Below are 20,431 nucleotides of genomic sequence, written 5' to 3' on the forward strand. Positions count from 1 at the left end.
CTGATTGGAGCGTAAGACCAGTGCAAAAATGCGGCGCGGAATATAACAAAACTGAGCGTTAAAAACTAGGCGATATTTTCAAATGAAGAAAAGTCTGGCGTTGTAGCTTGGTGCTTATCTTTCCCATATTTCTCGTCATAGACGTCGCCTTGCGAAGATATAACATCGTAAAGTAACGTATTATCTTCTTTTATGGCGTTGTCATACTGCTTTTTCAATCGTTTCTGGGTAGCTAGACTGCAGTTATCTACAACGTCATCCGGAATGCGCTTTGCGTCATCGGTTTGAGCTAACGGCGCGGGTTTCATACTAAGAAAAAGGCGTGCACTTTCATAGTCAGTAGCGAATAAATTTGAGTGCACATGCATGTCTGTCCACTCATTTTCGCTGACGGACAACGACGGTCGCCTGTAGTGATTTAACGCCGCAAGTTGCGCCTCTATACTATTCGCGGTGTCAGCGTCTGAGGTTGCCGCTTCAATTTCAAACGGTTCAGCTACGCTGTGTTGCTGCATTGCAAGGTATAACGAGAACAATGCCCCCTGCGATGACGCTCGAGCAAGTACACCACTTCGCTCCCAGTAAATACTGGGGTCTATTGTTGTTTGTTCATTTGCTGAGGCTAAATCTGGCGACATACGTACACAATGCTGTTGTTATATACGTATGTTGTCGGCAAGATAATGTTTTTCTTAAGCTTATTTTCTAAAGTTAGATATACTTCTAGTTACTGATAGCCGGTTTATTCACGGATTCGAAATGCAATTTAGCAACAAACAAGTATTGATTGTTGAGGATCAACGTCCTTTCCTTCTTCTTTTGAAAGGGCTAATGCATTCAATGGGTGCGTCTGATGTTGTGACTAAGTCTTCTGCTGAACAGGCAGTATCGCTTTGTAAAAAACATAAATTTGATATTGTCATTTGTGACTTACACTTGGGCGCTGATACCAAAAATGGCTATGAACTCATAGAAGAGTTGCGCACGCGAAGGCTTATTAACCCCACCTCAGTATTTATTCTTATCAGTGCTGATAGTGCTCGACCGGTTGTGCTTGGCAGTATTGAACGCCGCCCAGACGATTTTCTAATAAAGCCCTTCTCACAAGTACAGTTAAAGTCTCGCATTGTTCGTGCATGGCAAAAACGACAATTTCTTCAGCAAGCGTTCAACTTAATAGAGCAAGGTGAATACAATAGCGCTGTAGATCATATTGAGACTCTTTTAGAAAACCCCCAGCACTACAAAGGACACTGTGAACAACTGCTAGTTGAACTCTATTGGCGCATCTCTCAACCTCAAAAAGCTCTAGATGTATTAAAAGAGTATATCGAAGGTAGACCTGTACTATGGGCACAAATAGCAATAGGTAGAACCTACTTGCTGTTGAACGATTATGAAAAAGCGATATCCATTGCCAAGAAAACGTTAAAACGCAACCGTTTCAATGCTGATGCTCATGATATTCTTGCGCAAGCACACCACGCCTTGGAAGCGGGTGAAAAAGCCTTAGATGCAATTAAGGAAGCTATCAAGCTGTCGCCCTTTTCATTACCTCGTCATTTTAAGGCTTGTGAAATTGGTCGGGAAAATGACGATTTAGTGCTAGCAGCCAACTCTAGCCAAGCAATTTGGAACCTATCAAAACGCACTGTGCACAAAGCAAGCTTACATTGGTGCACAATGATACGCAGCCTACTTGATGTTGCTGAATCAGCTGATGACAAAAGCCAGCGCAATAAGTATCAGCAAGAAGCTTTACTTACGTTACAGCGAGGTAAGTTCGATGAGCACCTATATAGAATCGACAGGGAGTTCGACGTAGAAATATTTGGCAATATTGTAAATGCAAGAATAAGCGCAATTGATGGGAAACTCATTGATGCAAAGCGTCATCTGAATACATCGCAAATACAGCTTGATGATAAATACGTAGAAGTACCTACAGCGTTTATTCCAGATAGCATTAACGTTATGTACAAACTAGGAGAGTTCGACGACGCGCTGCAGTTGAATTCTCTACTTTCATCGAGAGGTGAAGAACTCGACCAAAATAGTTCTTACATGCTAAAGACACAAGCGCAAAAAGCACAAAAAAGCCTTGCTAGTTATCAGCAGTTTAATCGTGAAGGCATTCAACACTACCAGCAACAAGACTTTGAGCGCGCTAAAGCCTCGTTTGCGCTTGCTCAGGGTTTCGCACCTGTTAACACTGGTGTCGCACTTAACTTGCTTCAATGTCTTCTTCAGATAGCCATAAAAGAAGATAAGGCGGAAATGAAGTTAATAAACGAATGTAAGCGTTTATTTAAGCTTATTGATGACATGACGCTCAAAGCGCCGTACAAAGAAAAGTACGAAAATATTCGAGATGAACTTTCTAAGTATATTGGCTTTTGAAATCCAGTGACATATTAGTTCTTTTAAAAGCAAACCTACCTTTATTATCACTGGTAATTCATGCCCATAAACCCATGCATCTATGCCATAGCCTGCTTAGGCTAACATTAAATCTTACCCTTCTGTCGCCGTGATTAATTGTACTGTATATACATACATGCTATAACGCAATACCACGTAGCCTATGGCCAAAAAAATTCCCGTATCCATGATTTGGTGAAAAATACTAGGCTGCTTGAATGTAATTGGTTAAAGGAAGTAAACATCGGCGATGCATGACAGACTGATACAAAAACTTGAAATTCTTTCCGATGCGGCCAAGTACGACGCGTCTTGCGCCAGTGGTTCAGGAGGTAAACGACAAGCTGGGAAAACCGAAAAGACCGGTATAGGTTCGCTTACTGGTGGCTCGGGAATATGCCATAGCTTCACACCTGATGGGAGATGTGTTTCGCTGCTTAAGATCCTTATGACAAACTACTGTATTTATGATTGCCATTATTGCATTAATAGGGTTTCAAGCAATGTTCAACGGGCGCGATTTACAGTCAAAGAAACGGTAGATTTAACCCTAAATTTTTATAAGCGCAATTACATTGAGGGTTTGTTTTTAAGCTCTGGAATTGTGGGTTCGCCCGATATCACTATGGAAAGCATGGTACGTATTGCAAAATCGCTACGTCTTGATCACGGGTTCAAAGGATATATTCACCTTAAAACTATCCCGAATGCGTCGCCAGAACTACAAGCAGAAGCGGGTCTTTATGCTGATAGACTTAGTATTAATGTGGAAATGCCTACACAGTCTTCGCTAAACAAATATGCACCAGAGAAAGATCTTGGCGATATTCACGGTTCGATGAATACATTAAAAGAAAAAATCGCTGAGCATAAAATAGACAAAACATATTCGGGCAAACGCCCTCCCCGTTTTGCACCTGGAGGGCAGTCTACCCAAATGATTATAGGTGCCGATGGGTCAAACGATAAAACCATTTTAGGTACAAGCGTTAAGCTCTATAGCGATCAAAAACTACGACGTGTCTATTACTCCGCATTTTCCCCTATTCCTGATGCTTCGGAAGTTTTACCACTAAAACCTGCGCCATTGATACGAGAACACCGCCTGTATCAAGCGGATTGGCTCTTGCGTTTCTATGGTTTTGGCTTAGATGAAATCTTACAAGACGACATGTTAGATATGAACTATGACCCGAAGCTTGCATGGGCATTACGTAACCGTCATCTATTTCCTATCGATTTAAACAAAGCTGACAAGCAGATGCTGCTGCGCGTTCCCGGTCTTGGAGCGCGAACGGTACAAAAGATTTTATCTATAAGGCGTAATACAAAGCTCAACTGGATCGACCTTACTAAAATGCGGCTACCTCTTAAAAAGTTGAAGCCTTTTATCAGTGTTGGAGATTACTTTCCTGATATACATTTACTCGACAGTAATAATTTCGAGCTTCAGTTTAAACAGCCTAAACAGTTTGAGTTGTTTAGCGCTTGAGTGGGTTGTTAATGCAGCTAAGTTTAGCCCTAGTCTAAAAGGTAGCTTTATATGAAGACCATTACCATTACTTCAGTACCTGGCTTTGATGAATGGCGGGAAGCCTCTCGAGAGTGCATTGCTGAGCGTATCTCCCCTGAACATATTATTTGGCAGAGCGCTCATTCAGTACAAGACGATCTGTTCGGTAGTGGTGCTGAGCCATACGAAAGCAAAAGGCCGCGAAAAAGGTCGCGAAGCAAGCTTAGTATTCCTAAACCTACACTGATGCTTTTAAAGTACGCCCTGTGCCATAACGATGATAACCGATTTGCACTTTGTTACCGGGTATTGTGGCGTGTCGTTTATGAAAATAAGCAACTCATTCAAATGAAAACTGACGACGATGTTATCCAGCTTTTCGCCATGGCGAAAGCGGTAAAACGTGATGCTTATAAAATGAGTGCCTTCTTGAGGTTCAGAGAAATTGACGTAGAGGGGCAAGAGCATTTTGTTGCATGGTATGAACCCGAGCATTTCAGTTTAGAGATAAAGCTTAACTTCTTCCAAACCCGATTTAAGAATATGCGGTGGTCTATTTTAACGCCCTATCGTGCAGCTCATTGGGATACCGAAACCCTAGTACTAGAAGATAATCCCGATTCAAGCGTTGTTCCCGATGATGATCGCATTGAAAAATACTGGCTGACCTATTACGCCAATATATTTAATCCTGCACGCATCAAAACAGGTGCGATGTTAAATCAGATGCCTAAGAAGTACTGGAAAAATATGCCAGAGACGTCGCTAATAGACGATATGATTAAACAATCGGACGCTCGGGCTAGAAAGATGATCAGCGATGGCAATAAGCTCGGTGTTAACAAAAAATAGCCAATATGAACTGTACTAATATTACGGGGCTAAGGCTAATATAACTGAGCTTATATATCAGAGCTTAGCCCGTTAACTCAGGGCCAAAGCTTTGATTATACGTTGGTTTAACTGTGGACTAGCACTGGCTCTGTAAGAACCAACTTAGTCTCTAAAGTTCTCTACAGTATCAATCAGGTCATCTATATTTTTGATAAGGGTCTTTCGTTGCTTGTCAGTTAGGGTGGAAAAAAGCTCGGATATCAACGTAGCACTTACGGTCATATTATGGGCGCTACTTTGCTTATAAAGATCGCTTTTATAGCGATCTGGGTTTTGCATTAGGTCAACCAGTTCCGCCTCGAAATTATCGTTAAATTTACGAGTTACAAATAGCTTTCGTGCCGCATTTTGTATCGCTCTGCGATAGGTTAGCCACTCCCCCCCTGTGGAAATGAATTGCGAAGAGTACGTGGCCACGATTTGCTTTTGTTCGCTAGTTAGCTTCCCTATGCGTTCACTTATAGTCTCCTCTATGCGCTCAATACGATCTTCTAACCGCTCTTCTTCAGACTTTTCTAACGACTCTTTGCGCTCCTCTTCTTCCTCTTTGTTATCTTTCTCAAGCGCGGCGAAAAGCGTAACGACTTGCTCGTCATCGAGCGTTTTTGCTATTTCTGCCAATTCAGGACTTACTTCATCACGCACTCTTTCCCAATGCGTTCTTGCGTTTGCGAGATGCTCAAAGACAGTATCTGAATCTAAGCGCCCTTCTTTAATTTGACGTTTAATATCGGTGAGTTGAGCCTGGTAACGTTTAAGCTCAGAGGTTTTGTGCCAGCGAAGCCAGTTTTGAAGATAGTCATCAAATTTTTCTTCTTGTGCATCTTTAAGCTCAATATAGTCGTCCATGTACCAGTAAACCCACCAATCCAAGTTGTTGTAGGCCAGTTTGGAACTGCATGAAGCAAGAAACACAACAGAAATAAATACTACCAGTACACGCATAACTCATCCTTTTTTGTTAGCTACGTTATTTACTGCAAATTCGCTTATTTATAACTTCAATTAAATAGCAGACGTAAATAGTGAAGCGCTTGCGACATTGTGCTGCTTTATTATTTTAAGTTATTTAAATTCTTCACAATACAGATGTTCACTTTACGTCTTGTTACCTTAACGTTACCTTAACTGTAATGCAGGTACAAAGAAGGACTTTAATGTGTCAAAACGTGTCGCAATTTTAACCTCTGGTGGCGACGCACCAGGTATGAACGCATGTATACGTGCTGCTATTATTGCGTGCCAGAAAGCTAATCATACGCTGCTTGGCTATAAGCATGGTTATAATGGACTGTTGCAACAAGAGTATATTCCCCTATCGCTTGACACTACTCACAACTTGATCCAACAAGGCGGTACCATTTTGCACAGTGCAAGGTGCAAAGAGCTTAAGAGCCAAGAAGGAATTAAAAAAGCAGCTAACAATTTGATGAAGGCAGAAGTTGATACGCTTATTGTGATTGGCGGCGATGGCTCGTTTCGTGGTGCAGCGGAATTAGGAAAAGAATGGGACGGCCAAATTTTAGGAATTCCCGGCACGATAGATAACGACATTAGCGGCACAGATGCAACCATCGGCTATTTTACCGCTATAGAGACTGCGATGAGTTCTATCGATAAAGTTCGAGATACTGCAGAAGCATTCGAGCGTATATTCCTTATAGAAGTCATGGGTCGAAACGCAGGCTTTTTAGCATTGAATGCTGCACTCTCTTCTGCAGCTGACTACGTGGTTGTACCCGAATATTTTGAATCTGCTGACAAAGAGATAGAAAAGCTTGTAGCCCAAATAAAAGCCCAACGCGCGTTAAAAGGGCCAGTTAGTTTTATCGTTGTCGTAGCTGAAAACGTATGGCCAGATGGCTTAGCTGGCCTTACTGAAGCTTTACAAAACCACGACATTAATGACGTTAGGCCGGTAACCTTAGGCCATGTTCAGCGTGGTGGTTCGCCTGTAGCCCAAGACAGGTTGCTCGCAACGACGCTCGGAGAATTCGCTATAAGTTTAGTCGGTAGCGACATTACCAACATTATGGTGGGTGAAGTAAATCAACGCCCTGTTACTGTCCCCCTTCATAAAACGTGGGAAAATACCAAACCTCTAAACCAGGCCCGTGTTGACGCTATGCGTACGCTTATGAACGAGCGGTACAGTGATAAATAAATCGATGGTTAGAGGCTGTAACTAAACAACTAGAAACTTAATAGTTACTCTACAGCACAAACAAAAAAAGGCGTTGTCTATTTTTAAACAACGCCTTGTAGATTTTACCACTTAAGCTAGATTACATTTTCATAGCCGCTTTGACTTTATCACGATGACTGCGGCTTACCTTAAGCTCTGTATCGTTTTGAAGTATTAAGTGGTACTCGCCACTGATGTGGCTCACTAGCTTTTTAACAAAGCGAATATTGGCTATGGCGGAACGGTGCACGCGAACGAAAAATTGCGGGTTTAGTTCTTGCTCAAGCTCTTTCATGGTTTTACGCATTATGTGCATGCCATCAAGTGCGTGTACGCACATATAATCCCCTGCCGCATCAATCCATTGAATGTCTTGTACATTTACACGGGTTACTTCTGAACCATCCTTAATTGCTAAAACATCAGGGTAAGGGTTCGTCTCAACCGGCTCTCCGCTAGCTAATTTACGTAGAATTTCCTCGCAATCATCACCGGTTAGTTCAGCCACAAGGCTCACCAACTTTTGAGACTGCTCATCTTGATGTTGGGTTGAGAAGTATTCACGAACCTTGTCTAATGCAGCGCCAAGACGCTCATCGTCTGCGGGCTTTAACAGATAGTCTAGCGCGTGTATGTCAAAAGCTTTAATCGCATAGTTGTCGTAGGCAGTTACGAAAACAATCATTGGAATTGGCTGCTTTAATTCACGAAGCTTGTGAATAACTTGAAAGCCATTTAAACCCGGCATTTGAATGTCTAAAAACACTAAGTCTGGACGATGCTGAGAAATACTGCTCACAGCTTCAAGACCGTTCTGACATTCTGCAAGAACCTGTACATCATCATGACGTTCCAACCTAGCACGAAGGCCTCTGCGCGCTAAAGGTTCGTCGTCCACTACAATGGTTTTAATCACTTGCTTTGTCATGTTATACGTCCTTAACTTCATACGGTATGCGAATTCTAACCCGCACACCGGAAGGCTGATTGTGTTCTATAGAGAATGCAAAATTACGATGATAAAGGGATTGCAAACGCTCTTTTATATTGGCTAAGCCCACACCATTTTCACGGCTAAGGTTTCCATCTTTGATATCTGCACCTGGGCCGTTATCAGCCACGTCCATCAATAAATCATTACCAAACGTACGTGCCGTTATGGAAATACGACCACCATTTTCCATCTTAGATATGGCATGCTTTATTGAATTTTCAATAATTGGCTGCAAGATCATACTAGGTACAAGAGCACTTTCGCAGCCTTCATCAATATCCCACTGTACATCCAACCTATCATCAAAACGCACTTTTTCTATTTCAAGATAAAGTCTTAACGCCTTTATCTCTTGACCTAACGGGACGCGTTTTATAGGGTCATTATCTAGCGAGTAGCGCAAGAAATCACTTAAGCGCGAGACCATAGCCTCTGCCGTATCATTTTCTTTCAAAAGGATAAGGGTAGAAATAGCGTTCAGCGTATTAAAAAGAAAATGCGGGTTAAGCTGATAGCGAAGCATTTTGATATGCGCCTGGTGGGCCATGGTGCTGGCTTTTAGCGCATTTTGCTTTTCTTTTTGCAGCATCTGAAAGTTTTTGATGCCGAAGTACACACCACTCCAGCAGCCGACCATTATCAGTGAGTTAATGGTGTTGGTGAAATACATATACCATTCATCTGGGCGATATCCGTGTTTATATATTTCCCAGTAGTTAATGTTTTTCACTACTGCCCACAATAACGCTATTAGATAACACGACACGATAACTATTATGATCATGTTTAGCGGCGATTGTTTCCTTGCCCAACGATAAACGTAGCGCAGTGGAATAGTTAACAACCACCCTGCATAGGCATTAAGCATGATTATAAAAACCCAAATAGGCCTTACATCATGAAGAAACGAACCGATGTAATAAATTATCGCAAACCCTGCCCAGCCTGCGCTGTGCAACGTCCAAAATAAACGCTCATTACTTTCTATTACACGCTGAAAGCGACTCACAATATTACCAATCTAAAAACTAATAAGAAGATTATACGCCAGCGCTGCTGTGACCCAAGCGGCTTGGTCGTACACCTTATGCTTCTGGTCGCAGGGCAAATTCTTGAAATTAAGCATTTTTCAATGGAACGTTGCTTATATTAATAGCTTATGTTCATTCTCTTAAGCCAGTGAACCCACCACCAAGCGGGGCCAACTAACAGAAAACGTAGATCTTCGAAGAACGATGGTTTTTTGCCTTCTATATGGTGCCCAATAAACTGCAATACCCACATGACAACAAACAAAACTAAAGAGAATAACCATACTGAGATATTAAAGTGCTCTAACGTATTAACGGCGCCAAAGCATAATATGGTGAGCAGTGTCATTGCTGCACCTATTGGCCCAGACAACATGAAGTAATAATAGAGCACGGGGACTGCAATAATGTGTGCCCAGGTTATATCAAACTGGGCAATAAAATCCGGTACCGGCAAGCTCCAAAGCAAGCCAATAGAAACGAAGTAAATACTTGGTACGGCGATAGCGTGAATGATAACGTTCGTTTTGTTTTGATGGCTTTCGCCATACTGCATTAAAAGCCGCTCAATGCTTCTCATACCTGCCCCTTTGCCTGTTTTTAATAATTATATAAATCGCCCCTAAAACATCTTTAACAAACAATTAGGTTAACAATGTATGTCGGGACAACAGCGTTTTTATCAGTTTCTCATCACAGGTAAAGGCGAGCCCATAATAAACCATATCGCTTTCATGCTTATGGTTTTTAACCCTTGCTGTAAGAGCTACTTCTTTACCGTCTAACGAATAGTTTAGCCGAACTTCGGCTTCATCAAGCATTACAGGCCAATTTGGCTTAACCTGAAGTGCAACTTTGCATCCTTTCTCACTTAAATCAATGATTATACCTGTCACATTTTCATCGTCTGGATACACTTCAGACTCCAATGTTACAGATACGCCCAATTGCGCGCGCTTTACCGCGCGAAGCCCTATACTTTCGATACGTTTTGGAAACGTTGTGATAAGTAAACCTGAAGGCTTAGCGAGCAACTTTAACACTTTTACTTTAAAGGCAATAACTTGGCCAGTATCGCCTTCGAGTACTGAACGAACGACAACCTCGTTACCTACAGTGAGTGCATCGCGAACGGTAATCCACTTAGCCGAGGTGGGGATATGAAAAAGCAAGCACTCATCTGTAAGCATGCCAATATAGTCCGTTTTTACACGCTTCGGGGCAGCAGGCATCGCAATTTGTAAGTCGACGATATCGCCAGGTACTAACGTTCGCAACGATTCCAAATTATCTTCGCTCAGTAAGTCGCTTTGTATTTTGTCAGCCATTTGTATTTGTTATTGCTGGATTTAATGTAAGTTCGTCCAATTTACGCATCAAATCAAAACTTATCAATACTATGATGGTAAACCGACTTCTATAAACGTAAAAATCTATAGGGTGGTTTCCAATCTATTGGGATTAACCTAATAGGTTGATATAGTTAAGGTATCGTTTTTTTACCCTATTGGACGTCTATGCCTTCTGCTCTTCACTATACGTTAACTATTTCAAATTGGCGTGCACACCAATTCACTGTTGCGCTACACATTCCTGAACATAACGATTCAGCGCTAACACTTACTCTTCCAAGCTGGATCCCAGGAAGCTACATGGTTCGCGACTTTGCGAAAAGCATAGTTAGGTTAAGTGCTACGTCAAGTGCCAGCCACATAGAGAAAGCTAGCGGCGAAAAGACCAATCGTATTCCCGTTACTAAGCTCGATAAACAAACGTGGCGTGTTGAAACTGACGGTAAACCTTGCACCGTTAACTACACGGTATATGCCAATGATTTGTCAATTCGCTCTGCCTTTATGAACGATCAGTACGCATTTATAAATGGTACGAGTGCGTTTTTACGCGTTTCCGGTCTTGAGCAATCAGCCTGCGAACTAGACATTGAACTCGATGATAGTGACTGCGCTACCGCAAATTGGAAGGCTTACACCTCTATGCCAATTCGCAGCGAAAGTACGAGTTCGAAGCGCTGGCATTATGTCGAAAAGAATTACGATGAACTCATCGACCACCCTATTTACGTTGGTATTGCAGACACCCACAGCTTCGACGTAGACGGTATTACTTTTACGTTGCTTTTCTCTGGAAACAACAATATCGATTACCCGCGCATAGCTAGAGACCTCACACCTATTTGCAAGCATCACTTGGATTTGTTTGGTGCTCCACAACCCATAAATAATTATCTGTTTATGACTTTGCTTGCCGATAACGGCTTTGGTGGTTTAGAGCATAAGCACTCAACCGCCCTTCTTTATCCACGTTTTGATTTGCCACAGATTGGTGAAGGTGAAAACAAAACTGACAGCTACATAACTTTCTTAAGCTTGTGTAGCCATGAATTCTTTCATACATGGCATGTGAAGCGCATCAAACCTGAGGTGATGGTTAAACCTGATTTATCTCAGGAAACCTACACCAATCAGCTTTGGATTTATGAAGGCTTTACAAGCTTTTACGATGACGTAACCCTAGCAAGAGCTGGTGTTATTGAGCCTCAAAAATACCTAGATATTGTGGCTCAAAATATCAGTCGACTGTTACAAAACGCTGGGCGCTTCAAACAAAGTGCAGCTGAAAGTAGCTTTGACGCTTGGACAAAGTTTTACAAGCAGGATGCGAGCGCTACCAACAACATCGTCAGTTATTACACTAAGGGCGGCATTATTGCCCTTGGTCTAGATTTGCTGCTTCGCGAAAGATCAAACAACCAAGTAAACTTAGACAACGTAATGCAACTGCTGTGGAAGCACTATGGTATTGACGAGTGTGGCACACCCGATAACGTGATTCAGTCGTTGTGCGATACCCATTTTAGCATTGATGTTTCAGACTATTTAGACCGTGTTGTTTATGGCACAGACGATGTTGAATTAGCTTCACTGGTTTCTTGTATGGGCGTTAACTTCAGCACCCGTGCACGTGTGTCAGCTGAAGATAAAGGCGGGTTATCACAGAATCCTCCAATCAAGAACCAGCTTGGCGCTACGTTAAAAGCCGCAACGTTTGGACTTTCGGTAGTTCAGGTATTTGAAGGTCTTGCCGCGATGAAGGCAGGTATTCTTCTTAACGATGTGATAATTGCTCTAGACGGCCATATTGTTAATGCTCAAAAGCTACAACGCTTATTGGATAACGCGCAGACATCGACGGTAGACATAACGCTTATCCGCGATGGGCGACTTTTAACCCTGCCTCTTGAAGTCACTCGGGCTAGACAGGAAATGGCGTACTTTGAAATTACCGATGAAGAGAAACTTAATCAGTGGTTAGGTAAATCCAATAAGTGATTAGGTAAATAAGGCAACGGATAATTACTTAAAAGATCACTAAAAAAAAAGACTAAAAAGAATACTAAAAAGGCGCCTTCGCGTTCTACCTGAAAGCGCCTTTCCTATGTTGCTTTAATCACTGAAATCTATGTGCTTTTACTGTTCGGGAGAACCAGAGATTATAGTCTGCGGATCTAATCGAGTTTTCCCTAAGTTAATGCGCCAGTCTAAATGCGGGCCGGTGGAGCGGCCAGTTGATCCAATCGTACCGATTTGTTCACCTTGCTTAACGGTATCACCTACCTCAACCGTGAAGCTATCCATGTGGAGAAACGTTGAAAAAACACGCATGCCGTGGTCTAAAATCAAGGTATTACCTGAATAATAGAGATCATCTGCCATGGTAACCACACCATCCACAGGCGCATATACGGGAGTGCCTGTTTTGTTAGCGATATCTACGCCGTAATGCGGCCATTTCGGCACACCATTTAATATACGTTGGCTGCCGTACACGCCCGATATTCTGCCTTTAGCTGGCCATTCAAACCGAGTGAATAAAGCGTCTAAATCCGTGTTTGCGCTACGCGCATTGGCAACGTTGATGTTATCTCGTTTTATCCGTGCAGTTACCTCAGCAGGCGGCGTAACCATTTTCTGCTCTAAACCATCAATGCGCTGAATATTGTACTCACGCTTTTCAAGGGTGATGTCGCGTTTCCACGTTTTACCATTATCTAGCGTAACTATTAAACGTTGCTGAAGAGGTGCTTCTCTTTCAAAACCCACAACAAATTTGCCGTCCTTGTTTGTCTGCACTGGCTCGCTATTAAGCGTAACCTTAGCGCCTGCCGGAGCCTGACCGCGTAACAAGGCGCCTTGGGTAAATCTACCATTTAGCGAAACCTCAATCTGGTCTTGCTCTTCGACTGAGTCAGACGATATTCCAATGCCTTCATTCGTAGCAATTGCCGCAGTCGCTACAGGGCTTGTGATAACAACACCCATTGCAAAAATACACGTTAATGCACTTGATGCCCTATTACCCAACGCTTTTTTTATCACGCTGATTATGGGGTTAGTTAACGCGTCTTTAGTATGTGTGGAAGCCATATTATGCCCTATCCTTTGCTGCTTTATGCCAACGCTAACCTTTAACCGTAGCGCCTTTACCCACGCCCTCATAGGCAATCACTTGGCAAACTGTGTTAGGTGTGCGCTTCTTTTGTTCATCAAGAAGGTACTGAGCTAAACACTCAACCGTCGAATCGGTCTCGATGACTTCACAGTCTGATTTAGGAATAAGTAGTTCAAAATAACCCTGTGATGATTCATAAGCAAAACAGTAGTAGTCTTCAGCATTTGATACTTCACCTTTAAGCTTTCTGTCGCTATAGGCTATTTCATCTTCACGGGTTGCTATATAAATGTCTGCCCAACGGTCTGCCCAATATTGCTGACTTTCCGTGCTCACTTTGCCATCAAGGATAATATCAATGCGAGAACGGTGTCCGTGCGCTATGCGCTGACAGTTACCATCGTGCTTCTTAAGTCCATGAGTGTAGTGATAGAACGGTGAGTTGATAATTTCTTCACGCAAATGCAGCGTTATATTCTCAACGTTTTCAGGTAGGTGTGTTGCCAACACTTCCTTTAGGTAAACGCGAACAGACTCCATGTTTATTTCATCTGAATAAACAAACGCATACGCTTCAGCCGGGCAATGTAGCATGATGCTACGCCCATCAGTGCAGGTAAAGCGGGTCTCTACCTGTTCAGTAACGTCATCGTGAATAACTTCTGAACCGCTATATTCCGCGGGTACTAAAAGCTTATGATCGACATATTCGTCAATAAGACGCTTTAGGTTTTTTTTCACGTGACCGAAGTCTTGGACCATGCTCTCTTCATTAAGCTCACCGTCCAAAATCACATCGACAATCCAGCTTTCACCTACCATGCCGCGCTTTGGGCAAAGGTAAGAGAAGTCCATTACTGTCAAATCATTTACAAATAATTGCATAACACCCTTGAATCGAGTTGATATTCTATTAACTAGTATACGTTTTTTATCTTCGCTTCGCAGCGACTAGTCCATTGAAGATTGGCGATTAAGCTGATCTTTTAAATTAGGTGGAATTCCACGAATAGTTAGAGTATCGGTAGCCGGGTCATAAAACACTCTGTCGCCCATTAGCTTACGTTCAAAACTTAGCGATACCCCGCCACCCTGACCGGTAAATTTCGCCAGCTGTTTTAACGCAGCTGGGTCGGGCTGAATCTCTTTTTCAAGCGGTGCTTCCATAGACTGAGTAAAGGCAGAAAAGTTGCTGCTAGTCTCTTCGTTTTGAGGAAGTCGATTTGCCAGTTCATCCACCGACAGACTTTCACCCGCATCAATTTTTTCTTTGAAGTACGACTTAACTTCTTCTCTATGTTGATGCTGCTCTTGCGGATCTAAAGACTCACTAGCTAGGTACGCATCCACCGTAGAAATTAACTGCTTGTTCTGTTGCTTAACATCAACTAACTCTTCACAGCCCACAAACTGCATGAAGAAATCAGATACTTTGCGACCCATTCTACCTTTTATAAAGCTTACGTAACGCTGCTGCTCTGGCTGAATATCCCACTGGGTTAAATCAAAACGCACGGCCAGCTGCATTTTAGCTAAATCTAAATGTTCGCGGGCAGACAGGTCTAATGAATTAGTCACCTCAACATGTGAACGAGTATTCAGTAGCGCTATCATTAAATACTGTGTGGCTAGGTATTCATACTGGCAGAATATAAGAAAGCCAGTTTCTACCGTACCTGTATCAGCTAAAGTACGTACTAAGCGGTTTGTCGCCGATACAGAAAACCCGTGAAACGCGTCTTCTACGTTGTCACCCGCTGCTTTTTGAATATCCATGTACTGCCTGAGGCCTTCGGCGAACTCAGCCACATTTTCGGTGCTTTTTTGTGTAGTTGCTTCGCCATCTTCGTTTTCCACTTTTGCTTCGCGAGTAACTTCTGTTACGAAATGCCCTACGCCTTTTCCGGGTTTAGCATTGAAGCTATGGTTTATTTGATGGGCTAAAAGCTCAATTTCCGGCGTTACTGCCAAGCAGTTATCACGGGGAATTGCTTCAATTTTCTCTTCTTTGTTTACAATCAAGCGATGTACAACAAAGTGATGAATCAGTGCACTCATAGAGTATCTGGTGTCCTGTTGCTTAAAAAGTGTCAGAAATATTCAAAGAATTGCGGGATTTTAGAATGAATGATTGTACTCACTCAAACAACGATTATAATCATTTTACGTTTAAAACCATTCTTTTTATCAAAGATAATCATAAAAAAGAGACGTAGCAATGCCCCAACAGAGCCGCTATAGCAACGACGAATTCGAAACGCTAATGAATAACGTTATTCTAACCCTAGAAGAAGGCGGTGCAAACCGCGATCTTTCACTTATGGTGTTAGGCAACGTCATTACACATATTTTAAATACTCAGGTTGCTCCTGAAAATCGCGAAGCCATGGCAGCACAGTTTGCCGATGTACTTAAGAAAAGCGTAACAAAAAGCTAAGGGATTGCATGATACTTGCCGAATCACCTCGTCGCCAGCGCGTTACTAAACTGGTAAATTGGGGGCACTGGTTTGCCCTGGCGAATATTATCATCGCCATTGTTATTGCCTCGATTTTTGTTTTCTCATCACCTATGCCAGGCACAGGTGTCGGCACCGTGTACCTTTTAGCTAATTGGTTTGGCCATATTGGGTTTATGACCTTTTTTGGCTTTGTCATTTTTGTTCTCCCTCTTTGTTATTTGGTTAATAACCCTAGAGTGATAAAAGCGAGTGCTTCCATTATTGCTGCGGTGGGCTTAGCACTTTTAGCGTTTGATGCTTTATTGTTCAACCGCACAGGGTTTCATATTAGCTTTCATGCTGCAGACTTACTACGCAGCGAAGCACAATCCACAATGGCTATAGAGAGCTGGCAGCAGTGGGCCTTTTTGTTCCTTCTGTTCATTGTTTGGCTTGGTTTCCAGCTAGTTTTAGCTAATGCGATATGGAAGCGTGTTGAGCGCTTCACTCGCTATAAAGTGGGCATACCTGTTACAACATTTTTCGTAAGTTGTTTTGTAACCAGTCATGCTATTCATGTGTGGGCTGATGCTAAGCTTTATCAACCTATTATTGCCCAAGACAACATGTTTCCGCTTTCCTACCCTGCGACAGCTAAAACCACCATGTCGCGCTACGGTTTGCTTGACTTAGCGGCCTATGAAGAGCGAAAGCAGCTGCAATTTAACCCTGATATTCACAATATCACTTATCCTGCTGAACCAGTTTATTGTTCTATTGAAACCAATAGAAATCTTACCGTAGTCGTTCAAGTAGATAATGATAACGCTGTTGACTTAAGTGGTATTGATGGTGTGTCGTTAAATACCCTTGCCAATTATTATTCAACGGCCAGCAGTGTTGAAGGTTTAATGACGGCAACCTTATTTGGTGTACCGGAAATTTATCAGGATGCCTTGTCTCAAAAGCGCCCTGTGCTATTGGCCTTGCCTTTAGGCTCGGGTATGCCGGTATCAATACATAGCGATGTCGCACTACCTCTCCCTCAATTGTCTGGCTATGTACAGCCTTTAAGCAATAATCACGAAGGGCTGCACATTACCTTTATGAAAGGTTCGGATATCAAAGGCTACGTTGAAAATACGATTGATAGAAAACATGACGTACTAATAGCGACAGGCTTTGGCAGCGAAAACGGTAAGGGTACGCTTTACAGCACGCTAGATATCAAAGGTAAATTAGCGAGCACTGAAGATTTGGCTCCAACTATATTAAATGCCTTGGGTTGTAACGCACCGTCAACTTTCTATTCAACTGGGCAAAACTTATTGGCACCATCGCGCCCTTGGTTAGTAAGTACATCAGGCGAGCGAATCGTAGTATTTCATGGAAATAAACGGACAGACGTTCTAAGTAATGGTAGCTATGAAATAAGTGATTTATCTTCCGGCAAACGCAGTAAAGATGCCTTAAATATCGATTTACTCAGTCAGGCTATAAAGCATTTATCCCGCTTTTCCACACAAAACTAGTCAGAACTAGCGCTTCTTTGTCGCAGCGATAGGCCAACCTATCGCTGCAACCAATTTTACTTTTTTCTTTTAGTAACAAAGACTTAAGGGGTTACGCATAACTACTTTGTTATTTCAGATAAGCTAGCAACGCGAGATACACGGTGAGAAGAACAAAGCTTACTCAACTGCTCATCAGTTATAAGTTTATGTGACAAATAGAAGCTTTCCGTTAGACCCGCAGCATTAGCAGCCTCTATATCTCGCCAGCTATCGCCAATGAGTATGCTGTTCACTAAGTCGATATCAAGTTCTTTAGCAGCTTGGTGCAACATGCCTGGCAATGGTTTTCTGCACTGGCACTCGATAGCAAACTTTTTTACGCTACCTTGGGTGTGGTGAGGACAATAATAAACAGGGATATGTTTTATATCGTGAGAAGCGAAATCTTTTTGCACTCGCTCCATTAACTTATGAAAATCTTTTTCAGTGTAATAGCCTCGCGCTATTCCGCTTTGATTTGTGACGATTACAGGTAGGTAACCTTCATTTTGAAACTTGCGCACAACATCGAAGATCCCTTCTACATATTCAAAATTTTCATATTTTCCAACGTAACCGTGGTCAACGTTAATAACACCGTCTCGGTCTAAAAACAGCGCTTTTTGTTTATGGCTGGACATCTACTTTCTCATCACCAACATTCGCGCCCTTTTTCCAAATTTGGATATGAAAGTCTGCGGTTACTTTTTCTAACGACGCTACAATAGACTCAATTTTACCGTGTGGTAACTTCCAATAAAAAGGCGTCATCTTTATAAGCGCTATCTTGTGATCTTCACTTTCAAAATTGATGGGAAATGAGAAACACTCGTCATGGATGCGAGTAAATCCGCTTCTAGGCCCCTCATCAATTTGATGCCTTCTAGGTGTGTCGTAGACTTGCTGTTTAAGCTCAAACAGATGGTTAGGCGCAGGGTCTACGGTTAAAAGTAGCCCCTCACTTTTCATTACCCTTTCATACTCGTTGTTGCTTCCAGGCGCAAAGACCTGTATCACTAAATCTTGAGTAGACTTTTCAAGGGGTAGTTCAAAGCTGCTTGCTACAACAAACTGAGCATGTTTATAAGCCTTAGCGGCTAACTCCACGGCTATTTTAGAGATATCACTGCCCGCAGCCTCAATAGAGAAATCTTTAACCGAAAGACCCTGAACCATTGCATCTAAATAACTTCCTTCGCCGCAACCAGCGTCGTAAATAGAGATACTTTGTTTAGATGCGTACTCTGCCAATCCTTTTTCTTTGCACGACTCAGCAATTACCCCCCCTACCAGCTCGATTAACCTGTCTTTCAGCGGTTGGTAGGTGTTTAATTGATGAAACTCTCTTCGGGCTTTTACCATGTCCTTATCGTCACCCGGAAGTTTCGACTTCTTAAACTGAACCGGTAATAAGTTAACATAGCCAGATTTTGCTTTATCGAAGCTATGATTATTTTCACAGCGGATTGGCGTTGAATTTAATGAAATAGGTGATTTACAAAGTGGGCAGTGCCACATGACAGGATCTTTATTATTGTGGATTTGCAGTAAAGGATATCAAAACCGACACCTTTACGGCAATAACAGCGCAAAATAACGGTAAAGGTGCAAAGGTAGAAAAGTAGAAAGGTGCAAAGGAAATTAAGCCCAACGTTATCAGTGATGATTACGCTGGGCACGCAGACTAAATTTATGCCAATTTGTTACAAATACCTTTGCTACATTCAATTAAAAAAGTATTTTATAACCCTGATAAGGGGTGCTTATCTTCGGGCCATGGAGAAGTAAAGAAATGCTCTACCACATCGTGAGGAACATCTTCTACGCTTTCGAATTTCCATTTAGGAGACATATCTTTGTCAATCAACAGAGCCCTAACGCCCTCCTGAAACTCACCACTTTCACCGCAGCGACATGACATATTAACTTCCATTTTAAAGCAATCAGCGAGAGTCATAGTTGCCCCTCTTTTACACTGCTCATAAACTAAATGCATAGTTATCGGAGAGCCTTTCGCCAATGTGCTCTGTGCTCGAGACAACCATTTATCTTGGCTCACATCGGCGCTAAGAATTGCATTAACTACGTCAGTGACATTGTCAGCTGCACACAAGTCATCAATAAGTGCCATGTTAGGCTCTACATTGCTGCTAGGCACAGAATCCGGAGCCTTTAAAGATTCAAGAATAAAGGTTACAGAATCATTTAAACGATTACTTTCTATCTCATCCCATGAATAGTCCGAAAGCTTTTGTATCAACGTCTCTTTTTCTGAGCTTGCTACTAACGCATCCGCTAGACCCACAAAGCGGGCGTCGGAAGCATTCATCTGCCCGCCTGTTAAGCCTAAGAACAATCCTGATTTCCCAGGTAGACGGGGAAGGAAATAACTCCCACCTACATCAGGGTATAATCCGATAGTAATTTCAGGCATAGCTAATCGCGACGTTTCGGTTACAACGCGATGGCTAGCACCACATAGCAGCCCCATACCGCCGCCCATCACAATGCCGCTTCCCCACACTACAATGGGTTTGCTGTAGTTGTGAATGGTGTAATCCAAAGTATATTCGGTTTCAAAAAACGTTTCCAAGAACGATGGAATTTGCCCCTGCGCTTCCACCATCGACTTGTACATAGATACGATGTCGCCACCAGCGCAAAACGCTTTATCACCAGCAGCATCAATGACTACAGCTACAACATCACTACGCGACTGCCACTGTTGAAGTGCTTTTAGCATGATTTCTGCCATCGCTAAGTCCAGTGCATTCAGTGCTTTTGGCTTATTAAGCGTTAAACGTCCTATTGTTAAGTCACCGTTCGATGTTTTTAACTCGTCTACAATGACTACTGACTCCGCATCTGTCATATTCACTTTCTCCATTGTATGTGCCTTGAAACCCATTTTTTTCTAACTGAGTTGCAAC

General features: G+C 42.5%; 19 protein-coding genes. 7 read left to right on the forward strand and 12 right to left on the reverse strand.

Features of this window, described 5'->3' with window-relative positions:
• Positions 1-65: 65 nt before the first annotated feature.
• Positions 66-638 carry a VC2046/SO_2500 family protein gene (locus tag ACYX4N_RS11485; protein ID WP_476054099.1) on the reverse strand — a complete coding sequence of 191 codons (573 nt, stop codon included), beginning with the start codon at positions 636-638 and terminating at the stop codon, positions 66-68.
• 121 nt (positions 639-759) lie between these two features.
• Here ACYX4N_RS11485 and ACYX4N_RS11490 point away from each other — a divergent pair, with 121 nt between their 5' ends.
• From ACYX4N_RS11490 to ACYX4N_RS11500, 3 genes are all read left to right on the forward strand, one after another.
• Positions 760-2,400 carry a response regulator gene (locus ACYX4N_RS11490; protein WP_476054100.1) on the forward strand — a complete coding sequence of 547 codons (1,641 nt, stop codon included), beginning with the start codon at positions 760-762 and terminating at the stop codon, positions 2,398-2,400.
• Between the two features lie 271 nt (positions 2,401-2,671).
• Positions 2,672-3,913, forward strand: a complete 1,242-nt coding sequence (locus ACYX4N_RS11495; RefSeq protein WP_476054101.1) for a putative DNA modification/repair radical SAM protein — start codon at positions 2,672-2,674, stop codon at positions 3,911-3,913.
• A 51-nt stretch (positions 3,914-3,964) separates the two neighbouring features.
• Positions 3,965-4,786, forward strand: a complete 822-nt coding sequence (locus ACYX4N_RS11500; protein ID WP_476054102.1) for a TIGR03915 family putative DNA repair protein — start codon at positions 3,965-3,967, stop codon at positions 4,784-4,786.
• Between the two features lie 144 nt (positions 4,787-4,930).
• Here ACYX4N_RS11500 and ACYX4N_RS11505 read toward each other — a convergent pair whose 3' ends face one another.
• A complete protein-coding gene (locus ACYX4N_RS11505; RefSeq protein WP_476054103.1) occupies positions 4,931-5,773 on the reverse strand; it encodes a DUF6279 family lipoprotein in 843 nt (280 codons plus the stop codon).
• A gap of 214 nt (positions 5,774-5,987) precedes the next feature.
• On the opposite strand from ACYX4N_RS11505, the gene ACYX4N_RS11510 reads away from it, so the two are divergent.
• Positions 5,988-6,992, forward strand: coding sequence for an ATP-dependent 6-phosphofructokinase (locus tag ACYX4N_RS11510; protein ID WP_476054104.1), 1,005 nt, complete (start codon positions 5,988-5,990; stop codon positions 6,990-6,992).
• A gap of 121 nt (positions 6,993-7,113) precedes the next feature.
• Here ACYX4N_RS11510 and ACYX4N_RS11515 read toward each other — a convergent pair whose 3' ends face one another.
• From ACYX4N_RS11515 to ACYX4N_RS11530, 4 genes are all read right to left on the reverse strand, one after another.
• Positions 7,114-7,941 (reverse strand): LytR/AlgR family response regulator transcription factor, encoded by an 828-nt coding sequence (locus tag ACYX4N_RS11515; RefSeq protein WP_179983431.1) that lies wholly within the window; start codon positions 7,939-7,941, stop codon positions 7,114-7,116.
• A gap of 1 nt (position 7,942) precedes the next feature.
• Positions 7,943-9,016, reverse strand: a complete 1,074-nt coding sequence (locus ACYX4N_RS11520; RefSeq protein ID WP_474825569.1) for a sensor histidine kinase — start codon at positions 9,014-9,016, stop codon at positions 7,943-7,945.
• A gap of 140 nt (positions 9,017-9,156) precedes the next feature.
• Entirely contained in the window at positions 9,157-9,618 is a 462-nt protein-coding gene (locus tag ACYX4N_RS11525) for an Mpo1 family 2-hydroxy fatty acid dioxygenase (protein ID WP_179983429.1), read from the reverse strand.
• 64 nt (positions 9,619-9,682) lie between these two features.
• Complete coding sequence (locus ACYX4N_RS11530) at positions 9,683-10,366, reverse strand: PilZ domain-containing protein (protein WP_476054105.1); 684 nt, start codon at positions 10,364-10,366, stop codon at positions 9,683-9,685.
• 189 nt (positions 10,367-10,555) lie between these two features.
• Between ACYX4N_RS11530 and ACYX4N_RS11535 the strand changes: the two genes are divergently transcribed.
• Positions 10,556-12,388 carry a M61 family metallopeptidase gene (locus ACYX4N_RS11535; RefSeq protein ID WP_476054106.1) on the forward strand — a complete coding sequence of 611 codons (1,833 nt, stop codon included), beginning with the start codon at positions 10,556-10,558 and terminating at the stop codon, positions 12,386-12,388.
• A 138-nt stretch (positions 12,389-12,526) separates the two neighbouring features.
• Here the strand turns inward: ACYX4N_RS11535 and ACYX4N_RS11540 are convergent, their stop codons facing one another.
• The 3 genes from ACYX4N_RS11540 to yejK form a co-directional block, all read right to left on the reverse strand.
• A complete protein-coding gene (locus ACYX4N_RS11540; protein ID WP_476054107.1) occupies positions 12,527-13,483 on the reverse strand; it encodes a M23 family metallopeptidase in 957 nt (318 codons plus the stop codon).
• A gap of 34 nt (positions 13,484-13,517) precedes the next feature.
• On the reverse strand, positions 13,518-14,393 hold the full coding sequence (locus ACYX4N_RS11545) for a 6-carboxytetrahydropterin synthase (protein ID WP_476054108.1): 876 nt from the start codon (positions 14,391-14,393) through the stop codon (positions 13,518-13,520).
• Between the two features lie 66 nt (positions 14,394-14,459).
• On the reverse strand, positions 14,460-15,566 hold the full coding sequence (yejK, locus tag ACYX4N_RS11550) for a nucleoid-associated protein YejK (RefSeq protein WP_476054109.1): 1,107 nt from the start codon (positions 15,564-15,566) through the stop codon (positions 14,460-14,462).
• 160 nt (positions 15,567-15,726) lie between these two features.
• Between yejK and ACYX4N_RS11555 the strand changes: the two genes are divergently transcribed.
• Together ACYX4N_RS11555 and ACYX4N_RS11560 are read left to right on the forward strand one after the other, a co-directional pair.
• On the forward strand, positions 15,727-15,945 hold the full coding sequence (locus ACYX4N_RS11555) for a YejL family protein (protein WP_179983423.1): 219 nt from the start codon (positions 15,727-15,729) through the stop codon (positions 15,943-15,945).
• An 8-nt stretch (positions 15,946-15,953) separates the two neighbouring features.
• Complete coding sequence (locus ACYX4N_RS11560) at positions 15,954-17,480, forward strand: DUF3413 domain-containing protein (RefSeq protein ID WP_476054110.1); 1,527 nt, start codon at positions 15,954-15,956, stop codon at positions 17,478-17,480.
• Between the two features lie 101 nt (positions 17,481-17,581).
• On the opposite strand, the gene gmhB is transcribed toward ACYX4N_RS11560, so the two are convergent.
• From gmhB to ACYX4N_RS11575, 3 genes are all read right to left on the reverse strand, one after another.
• Complete coding sequence (gmhB, locus tag ACYX4N_RS11565) at positions 17,582-18,142, reverse strand: D-glycero-beta-D-manno-heptose 1,7-bisphosphate 7-phosphatase (protein WP_476054111.1); 561 nt, start codon at positions 18,140-18,142, stop codon at positions 17,582-17,584.
• Entirely contained in the window at positions 18,129-19,019 is an 891-nt protein-coding gene (locus tag ACYX4N_RS11570) for a putative RNA methyltransferase (RefSeq protein WP_476054112.1), read from the reverse strand. Before ACYX4N_RS11570 ends, gmhB begins: the two co-directional genes overlap by 14 nt.
• A 223-nt stretch (positions 19,020-19,242) precedes the next feature.
• A complete protein-coding gene (locus tag ACYX4N_RS11575) occupies positions 19,243-20,373 on the reverse strand; it encodes an enoyl-CoA hydratase/isomerase family protein (RefSeq protein WP_476056441.1) in 1,131 nt (376 codons plus the stop codon).
• Between the last annotated feature and the right edge of the window lie 58 nt (positions 20,374-20,431).

The sequence above is a fragment of the Alteromonas sp. ABH4_452 genome, from assembly GCF_056311825.1.